Raw genomic sequence first — 12676 nt, 5'->3', positions numbered from 1 at the left:
TTGAGGCGAAAGCCCACTTGCTTCGACGCCACACTGAAGCCATACAGGAGACCAGACGGCGCTTTGTGTCTCGCCAACGCCGTGAAAAACGCCCCGAAAAGTGGGTTATGCCCCGCGTGGGGCCCCAGTCGAGACCGAACCGGAAACCGCACCGGGAGCGACCGCCGCCCCCGGAGGTGTGACATCGCTGCCTACACGGGGGAGTACCCTTGTAGGCGATTTGCTGATTTTTGTGCTACCGTTATAAGTTTCGTGGTAGAATCCACGTCCAAAGAGTGGTTCCCGAACCCGCGGTGTCCGTCAGATGCAGGGTTCCCAGTTGACATCCTCCTCCGCCTGAAGGCGGAGGAATCCCGAGTCAAGCGAATCGAAGATTCGCGTACATCGCAAATCTCCGATTTGCTCAGCGTTGGGATATTACGGTTTGCAGACTCCCTGTTTTCTTGGTGTGAACCGTCCGCTCTCGCGGTCGAACAGGAAGACTCCGGGCTGTGCCAACCAGCCGTTACTCATTAAGTGACGGCGCGTATCCACGGCCTGAAGGCCGTGGTATTGCGCCTGCTCAGCGTATAAACGCCACCGCTTCGCAAGGGAGGCTAGAGGGGAAAATATATAATGGGGCGCTTCGACAGCCACGAACGTGACATCGCTGCTAAGAGACTGAACCAGACCCACCAAACAAATACACTATGACACACCATATACCGCGATTCGGTGGCAGTGCTGCCGGCTCGCGGGGACGGCTGTCGTATCGTTCGCTAACTACCTACGAGACAAACGAAATATGATAGAAACACAACGTAGCGTAACATTGACTCACACTCGGTACAGGAGTACCGTGTCTGATACGGGAGCGGCTAGCCCACAGGAGGTACTCTGATATATGTCAGGGGACGTAAACACAAAAGGGAAAGTCCGTGCCGTGTTCCTGGCCGCGATTATGGTTATGTGGATGGTCGCCATGTCCGCAGCGTTTGCGGCACCGGCGGCGGCCGCAGATAGTGATGCAGAGTTCACCGTCGACGATGCTGATCTCACGGTGAATACCACTAACGATGTTGCATCGCATAGTATAGATATTTCAGTTACCAATGGGACAAGCAGTGCTCTCGAAGAGCTGGAGATTGACCTCTCTGATGGTGACGCTTTCAACACCACTGACGTTTCTAACGTGAATGTGGATGTCGGTGGCGAGAATATCACTCAGAATGTAAGTGATGCTGGCGGTGAGGATTTCTTCATTCAGACAGGTGAGACTGGACTGAGTGATGGAGATTCCATCAACATCACTTATGATGGTGTTGTGAACCCTGAGACCGAGGAATCTGACGTTAATGTTACCGTTGGTTTCAGTGACTCTCAGTCTGGTAATGATTCCTCCCAGCAGACCGAAACTGGAACTAACCTCCTCGACATCGAGTCATCAATCGATGTCACTCTCGGCGTCACAAGCGCAGCACCGTTCGGTGCTGATGTTGGCGTTGACGTAACTGTCGAAAACGTTGGTGAATCCGATATCGACGTTGAAGACATCGAGGTCGACAATGACAATGCGGATAACGAGTACGACCTCAATGCGTCAATAACCTTCGACAACATTGATGCACTCTCAGCAGGTGAAAATGAGACTGTCAGTGAAACATTCAATACGGAAGATGACACTGACGCAACTGCTGGTGCTGCCGAGGCAGATGACCTCCAAGCTACTGTTCAGGATGCAGACAGCGGCGATGGTGGCGAAAGTAACGCCCGAACGCTAACAATCGGTACTGATGATGGCGGTGCTGTCGAAGTTGTCACTTCGGATACAGCAAACAACCCCGTTGAGGGAGTTGATGTGCTCCTCTACAAGGGTAGTGAAGCATCTGGTAACCTCATTGCTACAGGAAACACTGGCAATGATGACTTCTTCCGCTTCGACGGTAGTGTCGACGGAATCGACGACGGTCTTGCAGTCGGTGCTGCTAACGGCGTCGAATACGTTGTCAAAGCAGAACGAGAAGGGTTCGAAGCATCGACCCGTAGTGCCTCTCTCGACGAGAACAACGTCGAAGAGACGGTGAACCCATCGCTTCAGCGAATCATCACGCCTGACGACATCGACGTCGAATTCGATCCGGGCCAGACCGTCAGCATCGATGACGAGATCGAGGCAACGGTCACGGTGACCACTGACGACTTCCCGGAGGGAGATGACCTGCCGCTCGATAACACGCCCGTTGAAGTGACCTTCGAGGACAATGAGGGCGATATTCCTGAAGTCAACACCATCGAACCAGGCAGCCCAACGACCGCAGAGACTGGTGACGACGGTACAGTCAACTTCACCTTCGAGGTCGACCCCGACAACGGCTTCGATGACATCGAGGATATCGTCGAAGTAACTGAACTCACCTTCGAAGCGACTGAGGGTGACGACGAGGTCATTACCGAAGAAGCGGAACTCGAATTCGTCCCGGACATCGGCGACACCGGTACGATCTCCGGTGAGGCCGACGTGATCGATGAGGACATCGATGTGGGCACTCAGTCCAACATCGCTGCTGAGTCCGGCGTGGAAGTCCACGCTGTCGAGTTCGATCGGGTCCTTGAGAACACCGTTCGCGTTAACGCCACCAACGATGGCGTCGAAGAGCTGAACAGCATCGAGCTGTCGACGCTCCTCGAGGACATCAACGTTGATGACTTCGGTGAGGTTGAAGATGCAGACATCAACCTGGACTACAGTGATGTCGACGGTGAGGAAACGGGTCTCGGTGACGTCCGCCTCGACGTGGGCGACCAGTTCCGTGTCGTCACCTTCACTGACGATGGCGATGCTGTCGTGCAGGATCCACGGTCGGACTACCTGACCCACACGCCAGAGAACGTCGAGGTCATCCAGAACGAAACCGACCGGAGTATCGAAATCAACTCCGCAACCGGCGATGAGCCGTCCTTCGACCTGTCGTTCCTCGCACCTGCTGAGGACTACCAGGTCCAGCAGAAGGTAACCATCGAGAACGAATCCGTCGAAGCGTCGGTCTCGACCTTCCAGAACATCACGGTCAACGAGGATCTGGATGGTGAAGAGGACTTCCAGCAGGACACTGAGAACGTGTTCGATGCGTCTGAGGACCTGACCTACGAAGCAACCGAGAATCGCTTCGATGACGAGCGTGCGATCCCCACCGACGTCACCAACGACCAGGGTGACTTCGAACTGCTGAACCTGCCCGTCGACGTCGACGACCCACGGACCTACGCCGTGATCGCTGGCGGTGACGATACTGACGACGCATCCACGGCCTACGGCTTCGCGAACTTCCGTGGCTACGACGTCGTGAACGTCTCCGCGAACGCCCAGGGCGACCAGATGAACGTCGACCTGAGCGCTCAGGAATTCGAACCCGTCGATGAGTTCACGTACAACCTTGACGTGACTGTCGACAACGGTGACAAGTACACGGAAGTTCCTGTTGATGAGCCTGTTAGCGTTGAAGTAGAGGCCACACAGGAAGAGATCGGCGTTGACGACGAACCTGAAGCGGCCGAAGGCCTCGAGATCGACCTCGAAGCCACCGACCAGATCGTCGGTGACCTCGCCGACGAGACGGTGACTACCGACGATGAGGGCGTTGCCACCACGACGTTCACTGGTGACTCGCCAACCGTTGGCGAGACGAACATCAGTGCGTCCGCTGAGAGTGCTGGAGAGGTCTTCCAGACTGAAGGCTCCGAGCAGGCAACCATTGACGTCTTCCAAGGCGCACAGATCACCGGCGACGTTGTCGACGACGAGACACCCAGTAACAACCTGCCGGGTGCCGAAGTGACGCTCTTCGTCGAGAACGAAACCGGCGAACTCGAGCAGGTGGCGGAGACGACTGCCGGTCCGGGAGGTTCGTTCTCCTTCACCGGTAGTGACGGCGTGCGCTCCGGGCAGGACTACACGGTCGAGGCTACCTTCGTTGACGAAGAAGGTAACGAAGGTACTGGCTTCGCCCAGCTAACCGAGATCCCCGGTGGCACGACGAACGCCGACATCGTCATCGAGGATGTCCTCGCGCCGGAAGGCTTCGAGGTCTCCGACCTCGCGGCTCCGGCTGAGGCGTCACCCGGTGACGAGATCGAAGTGACGGCCAACGTCGCCAACACTGCTGGCGAGGAAGACACTGGCGACGTAACGTTCTTCTTCGACAGTCAGGATGTCGACTCGCAGGAGCTCACTCTTGGCCCCGGTGAAACCCAAGAGGTCTCCTTCGACGTGACCGTGCCTGATGTCGAGGAAGGCGATTACGAGCACGGTATCTCCACTGACATCGATTCGGAGACTGCCACGCTGACCGTCACCCTCGAAGATGACGAACCCGCAGAAGGCTTCACGCTGAGCAACATCCAGCCCGGTGACGTTGAGGTCGAATTCGATCAGGATGTCACTGCCTCCGTCGACGTTACGAACAACAACGACGAGGCTGGTGAGACTGAGGTCTCCCTGACAGCCACCGATGAAGAACTCGGTGAACTCGATCTCGGCGAGACTACCGTCGAGCTTGACGCAGAGGCCACCGAAACGGTTGAATTCGATGTCGACCTCGGCCTCGCCGAGGAAGTCCTCGAAACTGGTGACAGCATTGACTACGTCTTCGCAACCGAAGACGATGAGCTCAGCGCCACGCTGACGTTCGTCGAAGATGCTGGTGAGCCTGAACCCGACACGGTTGTCGAGTTCTACGCTGACGAAGATGGCCAGATCCAGGACATCTTCGGCATCATCGATGACTTCCAGAATGACGAAGGCGCATTCGCAGACGACGTTGAGCTCGAAGGCGGTATCTTCGAAGTCATCGACGCCTGGCAAGAACAGCAAGAATAACGACCTGAAGAGCGTGTCGCGGTAATACACGCTCAACGTCCGTTTCACGGTTTTATTTTTTCCTTCGCTCGTAGCTGCGGCTTCTTGCCGTGTAGCCACTCTGCGATTGAATGACTGGATGATTGCGGAGCCCGCGATTGCTCAAAGCGAGCCAAACGATACTCCACCGTGCCTGTGGGACGCCCCGCGCCCGAAAGGTGTGATAGTCCGGTGGTCGGACTGCAAGCCTGAACCACCCACTGCTTGAATTCCCCTGTGATCACGCTGGGGAAGATGTCAAATCGATGCTCGCTGTGCAAATAGACTATTTATCCGAAATTGCTGGATAGACGCCTTCTCGTGGGGAACTGTCCCATACAGCACCACAAAACATTTAATGGAGGCTCGGGTAACATCAGACGCCCCTACCCATGGAACCGCGCCGCGACCGTCGGAGTTCCGACGTGACCGGGCGGCATCCGAGGATTCAAAAATAACTATGACAGGAAATACGACTTATCGCGAGCAAGGCCGCGCACTATTCCTTGCTGCGATAATGGTGCTCTCTATGGTCGCTGCCGGCGCAGCCTTTGCCGGCTCGGCAGCGGCTCAAGAGGACCAAGTGGATGTAGATGTAGAGTTTATAGACATTGACGACCCAGATAACGTCGAGATTGACGCCACGTTGTCGTCCGACGAACTGACTGGCATCGGTGCCACAGTTGAGGTTGACGGCAACGAATTCGAACTCGAAGAGGATGACTTCGACGTTGATGCCAGCGATTTTGGCAGCCTGATCAACTTCGATAACAATCCCTCCGAGGTCACCATCTCTCTGACCGGCGAAGCTGACCTGACTCCCGGTGCGGATGTCGACTTTAATTTCTTTAACGTCGGCATTGGTGGCGAAGAGATTGACGTGACCGAGACGGTCACGGTGCCTGACAACGGCGACAACGGCGACAACGGCGCCCCCGAACCGGGCGAGCCTGCTGAGCTCACCTACGAGTTCCCGGGCTCCGTTGCATTCCAGGGCCAGGATGTCTTCGCCTTCGGTGAGGAAATCGTCGAGGGTGGCGACTACCAGGTCCGCTCCGTCGATGACTTCGAAGACGACGCAGTTGAGTCCAGCTCCTTCGCAACCGAAATCGATGACGACGACATCGAAGAGTTCGAGGACCTCTCGGACGGTGCCCAAGAACTCGTTACTGAGGCGGGTTACGGTGAAGGCCCGATAGTTGTTATCGACAGTGACGACCTCGACGCTGACGACCACTTCCTCCGTGGCGGCGATCTGCCAACCAACCCGCCTGAACAAGACACCTTCGAGATATCCATTCAGGACCTCGATGCTGAGTTCGACGAGGATGACCTCCCGGTTCTCAACGATGACTGGAACGACAGTCTCGCCGAACTCGAAACGGACTCTACCCGTAGCGGCTACTCGATGAACGTGAGTGCTGACGGCGACCTCGACAACGAGGAGCTGTTCGACATCTTCGCGTGGACGGGAATCGATGAAGTCCCCGGCATCGAACGTGGCGACAGCCCAGAAGAGCTCATCATCGGTGGCGATGATGACGAGACCGTCAACAGTCCGTTCGAAGCACTCGAAGAGGCTGACGAGGAAGGCCTCCTCGATATCAGCGACTACGAGGCTACCGTCGACGGTGACGGTGACTACGACCTCCGCAACACCGGCCTCGCTATCGGCGACTGGAACGTCATCCTCTATGATGAGGACGTTGACGACGCCGACGAACAGGTCCTGCTGGTTAACACCGGCAACACTGATGAGGACGTGAGCTTCTTTGGCATTGACGAAGACAGCTACGAGCTTGAGTTCGAGGTCCACGACACTGAGGCAGAAGACACAGCCGAAGCCAACGTCGACGAAGAAGATGTCTCCGTTGACTTCAGCCAGAGTGTCTACACGCAGTCCGCAGGTGACGTCGTTCACTTCGAAGCTGACCTCGAAGACACCGACGAGGCACTCATTCAGTTCGGTAGCGAAGACGCTGGCTTCCTCGACATCATCTACGTCGAGGATGACGATGACAGCGACAGCGTCGAATTCTGGATGAACACCCGTATGATGGGTACTGGTGTCGACTCTGACCGTATGCTCTACTCCGATGACGACATCGCGGAGAGCCTCATCGGTGAGACTCAGGATGTCGACCCTGACGCAGAAGCAGGCGACTACACGGCCGCAGTTTCCTCTTGGGAGCTGCAGCCGGAGTTCTTCGATGACGACGACCTCGAGCTTGGTGGCGACAACGACCAGATCAGCTTCACCGAGTATCTCGAAGAACTCGACCTGATTGACGACGACGATGAACACCCGACCACGCAGATCGTCCGCCCGCTCCAGCCGACTGACTACGAAATGGCTGCGACTGGCTCGACCGAGTTCATCGCTGAGGACGGCGAATCCGAAGTCGAAGATGAAGACGGCTTCGCAACAGCTGACCTCCAGCGACCGACGCTCGGCGACACAGTCGTCTGGACCGGTCCTGAAGAGAATGCTGACGAAGAAGAAACCATCGAAGAGCTTGTCAACGACAGTCCGCTGACGCAGACTGACGAAGTCGCAATTGACGACCTCCTCGTTGCCCAGATAGAGGCCTCCGGCCTCTACGGCGCGATGGTTGACGTCGAAGACGACTTCGACCCCGTCATCCCTGACGAAGAGGATGGCTTCGATAGCGAAACGCTCTACGAGCTGGCTGAAGACGAAAGCCACTTCGGAGAAGGTGAAGGTATCTCGTTCACCTTCGAAGATGTTGACCCGATTGGCAACCAGGACGCCAACAACCTTGACCTCGAAGACGCAAACGACGATGAGGTCTTCATCCTCGTCGACAACGAAGCCGGCGAGATGTACGTTGTCGTCGATACGAGCGACGAGCCATTCGACCGCGACCTCCGCGACGGTGCGGAGTTCGAGGTTGAACTCGAATACGAAACCGACGACGATGACCGATTCAACTTCTTCGACCGCGATGGTATCGAAGAGTACGGTCCCGATGGCGCTGAGGACGGTAGCGACGGTGACGGAGACGCTGCCTACCCGTACTTCGACGCGGGTGAAAGCGCGATAACGTCGGCCACGTTCATGTTCGCTGACGCGAGCGCCGAGTTCGACAACGTTGACGACGGCCTCGTTGTTGTCGAACCTGGCGAGGAAGCAACCATCTCGGGTACGACGAACGTCGCACCCGGCTCGGACGCCGCTGTCCGCATCCAGCAGCGTGGTGACACTGAAAGCTTCCTTGAGACTGCCGACGTTGATATCGAAGACGACGGTAGCTTCGAGGCAGAGATCGACCTGAGCGACCGTGAGGAAGGCGACCAAGCGCGCCTTAGCTTCCGCGTTGGTGGCAGCACGGTTCTCCAGCAGAACGGTATCTTCGGTGAAGTCGAAGAGGAACCCGAAGAGACGCCTGAGGACACGCCTGAGGACACGCCTGAGGACACGCCTGAGGACACGCCTGAGGACACGCCTGAGGACACGCCTGAGGACACGCCTGAGGACACGCCTGAGGACCCCGATGACCAGGCCGGCTTCGGTGCTGTCATCGCCCTCATCGCGCTCATCGGCGCAGCCCTGCTGGCGACCCGCCGACGCAACGCACTCGACAACTAACTGAGTCCCCGACGACTCAGTCCCGCCGTTTCGCGGTTTCATTCTTTCGCGCGCTTCGTTCGACAGCGGCAGCTAGTTTACAGCGGTAGCGAGGCGAAAGCCCACACGGGTGTGGATGAAGCCGACAACTAGAAACCCCTCCACGAGATCAAGTCATCCCGGAGTTTTATGCTCAATCGGGACGTGAATATAATCTCGCCGAGGCGGTTTCACCGCCCTGGTAAACGGATACTATCGGGATTCGGGCCACGCCACGTCTGGAGGAACCCTTCGGGCCGCTGGCTGTGGATGCCGAACAGCACGGTAACTCTGAATCCCATGCTGGGAGAGGAGTAACGGCGGCTTGGCCCCGCCAAGAGTTCTGGTCATGCCGACTGGACTGCAAACCTGAAACTCCCAACCAAGCGGTGCGGTGCCGTGGGAATCCCACCCCGTTTACGGGTGGGAGAAAGTCAACCTCATCCTGCTCGCTCCCAATTGGTCGCTCCTAGAGTGTGGGAGGCATCTCGCCCAATCTGCTAACAATACACTCAATTATCCCTGATAAAACCCAAAGTGGGTTTATAATCATTCATCAGGTCATCTGAATAACTAATAAACCGGTTGATGACGGTTCTGAGCGCAAAATATTTGTATCACAGTTTCAATTGTGTGGGTGTGGTATCCACTATGCATTGGAGTCCCGTACCGGGGTGGCTGACAGGAGACATAAGAAGATGTCATTTGTCGGCGGCGACTACCGGTGATAGACAGGTTCGACCATCGATCAAGCACGCTCTCGGAGGGAAGAATGAATAACAAGCGGCTATGTGTACGTGCTATCTTTCTATCGTTGGTTATGGTTACCTCTGTAATCGGTGCAGGCGTCGCTTTCGGCGGTACAGCGATGGCACAGGAACAAGGCGACGTTGAGATAACATACGCTTTTGACGGAAGTGTTGTCTGGCAGGGACAGACGACATATGCCTTCGGCGACGACATTGACCCGGAGTTTGACGATTACCAACTTCGGAGCGCTGATGGCTTTGACAGTGGAACAGTCGATTCGAGCTCATTCGAAGAAGAACTCGATGTGGTCTTCTTTGAAGACGATAATACAATCAACGATTTTGTTGATGAGTTTTCGGCTGGGACACTTGATTTCTTGCTGAAGCAGGGGTATATCGGCGGCGAATTTGAAGATCAAGGGCTTTACGGAGTGTTTGAGACAGTTGATTCTTTCGCTGACGACGACCTAGAGGCCCAGCTACAGCAAGCAGTTGCAGAAGAAGAGGGCGTTCCTCCGGAAGCGGTTGATGTTGCTGAGCTTCCGGCAAGCGTCATTGCCTCCGCGATTGGCGATGAGCCAAACTTTGGAACGTTATTTACAATCGCACCGGGTGAACCGGAGACCCAAACGGCAGTCGTTGAGATTGACACTGAGGACTACGATGACGGTGACTACTTCGTTAGTGGTACGCCCTTGCCATCCAGCGGAGCGTATCCACAGCAGGCAACTTTTGAGACGACTACCCAAACACTTGACACCGAGCTCGATGAGGACGAAGAGCCGCTCATTAGCGACGACTTTGATCAGAGCCTTGTCGATCTCGATGCGGAATCAAACCGTGGAAGCTACTCGGTTAACGTGAGTGTGGGCGATTGGGGTGATGTCGAGAACATCTTCGATTCGGCGACTGTCGCCTATACGGTCTTTGATGACGACGAATATGACGGCCCCTACGAAGCCTATCTCGACGGACAGCTGTTCGACGCCGCTCAGATACTCGAAAATGAAGGCGTCGGTGGCGAGACGCTAATGGAGTTCCAAGAGTATGTTGCGGGTATTGACGATAGCGCCGATGAGGTCATCGCGCGAAATGCGTGGGACCCAATCGAAGAGAGCCCGCCAGGCGATCTCGGCCCAGACGATAACGCAGTCTATATCCCTGGCTTCACGACTCTTGAAGGCGATGCCAACCACGAGATTGAGCCATCCGGTGACGCCGTTGGCCCGTGGAACATCCGACTATACGACCCTGATGCGGTCGACGACGCAGACAGCAAAGCGCTCGCACACGACATACAGGACCAAGAGGAATTCCTGAGCTTCTTCGAACGCGACGAACTCATCTACGTTATCGACTTTGATGTCCACGATGCCGACGCCTCAGACGACGCCCAAATCGAAGTCATCGACGAGGACGTGACTGTCGACTTCGATGAGAACGTCTACACCCAATCTGCGGGTGACATCGTCCACGTTGAGGCCGACATCGGCACCGCCGATGAGGTACTGCTGCAGTTCGGTGACGAGGACGCCGGCTTCGTCGACGTCATCTACGCCGAGGACGACACGGATGACGATACCGTCGAATTCTGGGTGAACACACGGATGATGGGAACCAACGCTCCCTCTGACCAGATGATTCACTCCGAGGATGACATCGCGGAGAGTCTCATCGGCATTGCAAACGAGGACCCCGTCAACCCTGATGGTGAAACCGAGGTACCAGATGGTGCCTATTCGCAGATAGCCGATGACGCCGGCTGGGATGCCATCCCCGAGTTCTACGACGACAGTGACCTCGATGATGGTGACCGCGTTGACTTCCAGACCTACCTCGAAGACCTTGACCTGCTGGACGACAGCGACGAGCACCCGACTCAGCAGCTCGTTCGACCGCTCCAGCCGGCCGACTACGACCTCGCAGCGACCAGCTCCGAGGAGTTCATCGTTGAGGACGGCGAATCCGACCTCGAAGACGAGGATGGATTCGCGACGGTTGACCTCCAGCGCCCCGGCCTCGGTGACACGACGGTCTGGATGGGCCCTGAAGAGAACGCCGACGAGGAAGACACCATCGAAGAGCTCATCAACGACAGTCCGCTGACGGAGACGGACGAAGTCGCGATTGATGACCTCCTCGTCGCACAGATCGAAGCCTCCGGCCTCTACGGCCACATGGTCGACATCGAAGGCGAGTTCGACCCCGTCATCCCCGAGGAGGAAGAGGGCTTCGACAGCGAAACGCTCTATGAGCTGACTGAGCGTGAAGGCGAAGGCATTTCCTTCACCTTCGAGGATGTCGACCCGGTTGGCAACCAGGACGCCAACGAACTCGACCTCCAAGAGTCCGGTGACGATGAAATCTTCATCCTCGCCGACAACGAGGCCGGCGAGATGTACGTTATCGTCGACACGGATGACGAGCCATTCGACCGCGACCTCCGCGACGGTGCGGAGTTCGAGGTTGAACTCGAATACGAAACCGACGACGATGACCGGTTCCGCTTCGAGGATATCGGCGATATTGAAGAGTACGGCCCACTGGGTGGCGCTGACGACGGCGACACCGGCGAGGCTGCCTACCCGTACTTCCAAGCAGGTGAAGGCGCTGTGACCAGCGCCACGTTCACGTTCGCTGACGCCGACGCCGAGTTCGACAACGTCGACGAGGACGACCTCGTCACCATCGAACCCGGCGAGGAAGCGACCGTCTCGGGGACGACAAACGTCGCACCCGGTTCGGAAGCTTCCGTCCGCGTCCAGCAGCGTGGTGACACCGAGAGCTTCCTCGAGACCGTCAGCGTCGACATCGACGACGACGGTGCCTTCGAGGCAGAGATCGACCTGAGCGACCGCGAGGAAGGCGATGAAGCACGAGTCGGCTTCCGCGTCCGTGGGAGCACGGTCGTCCAGCAGAACGGTATCTTCGGTGAATTCGAAGAGCCTGAGGACACACCGGAAGAGACGCCGGAAGACACGCCTGAGGACACACCAGAAGAGACACCGGAGACGCCTGAGGAGACGCCTGAGGAGACGCCTGAGGACACACCGGAAGAGCCTGACGACCAGGCCGGCTTCGGTGCTGTCGTCGCCCTCATCGCGCTTATCGGCGCAGCTCTGCTGGCGACCCGCCGACGCAACGCACTCGACAACTAACTGAGCCACCGCGGCGCAGTCCCGCCGTTTCGCGGTTTCATTCTTTCGCGCGCTTCGTTCGATAGCGGTGGCTGGTTTGGCCGAACGATGCACGCCCTGACCACAGCATGGATGTGCCCAAGAGGTCGCGCGATAATCACGTCCTACGATTTTGCGGAACAGCCCGAAAACGCCCCTGAACCCCGCGAGGACGGCACGCTCGTCCAGCGGTTCGACTGACAGCGCCCCATACCTCCCGAAGCCATCAGCGTGCGGCGAACACCCGCCC

General features: G+C 57.1%; 4 protein-coding genes. All 4 read left to right on the top strand.

Translation table 11 applies throughout. The features are described from left to right. Nucleotides 1-883 precede the first annotated feature (883 nt). Nucleotides 884-4855, top strand: a complete 3972-nt coding sequence (locus tag NP_RS11415) for a surface glycoprotein (protein ID WP_011324018.1) — start codon at nucleotides 884-886, stop codon at nucleotides 4853-4855. A 478-nt stretch (nucleotides 4856-5333) separates the two neighbouring features. Continuing rightward, nucleotides 5334-8483 (top strand): BGTF surface domain-containing protein, encoded by a 3150-nt coding sequence (locus NP_RS11410; RefSeq protein ID WP_011324017.1) that lies wholly within the window; start codon nucleotides 5334-5336, stop codon nucleotides 8481-8483. A 790-nt stretch (nucleotides 8484-9273) separates the two neighbouring features. Continuing rightward, nucleotides 9274-12408 (top strand): BGTF surface domain-containing protein, encoded by a 3135-nt coding sequence (locus NP_RS11405; protein WP_011324016.1) that lies wholly within the window; start codon nucleotides 9274-9276, stop codon nucleotides 12406-12408. Between the two features lie 87 nt (nucleotides 12409-12495). Beyond that, nucleotides 12496-12627 (top strand): hypothetical protein, encoded by a 132-nt coding sequence (locus tag NP_RS15125; protein WP_011324015.1) that lies wholly within the window; start codon nucleotides 12496-12498, stop codon nucleotides 12625-12627. The last annotated feature ends 49 nt before the right edge of the window (nucleotides 12628-12676 follow it).

The organism is Natronomonas pharaonis DSM 2160, assembly GCF_000026045.1.
Classification (GTDB): domain Archaea; phylum Halobacteriota; class Halobacteria; order Halobacteriales; family Haloarculaceae; genus Natronomonas; species Natronomonas pharaonis.
Note: the sequence above shows the minus strand (reverse complement) of the source record. Positions and strands in the feature narration are given on the sequence as shown.

What these genes read in the sequence shown, in the direction of transcription:
- NP_RS11405 (WP_011324016.1), top strand. Translation starts at nt 9,274, where the DNA reads ATGAATAACAAGCGGCTATGTGTACGTGCTATCTTTCTATCGTTGGTT.
- NP_RS11415 (WP_011324018.1), top strand. Translation starts at nt 884, where the DNA reads ATGTCAGGGGACGTAAACACAAAAGGGAAAGTCCGTGCCGTGTTCCTG.
- NP_RS15125 (WP_011324015.1), top strand. Translation starts at nt 12,496, where the DNA reads ATGCACGCCCTGACCACAGCATGGATGTGCCCAAGAGGTCGCGCGATA.
- NP_RS11410 (WP_011324017.1), top strand. Translation starts at nt 5,334, where the DNA reads ATGACAGGAAATACGACTTATCGCGAGCAAGGCCGCGCACTATTCCTT.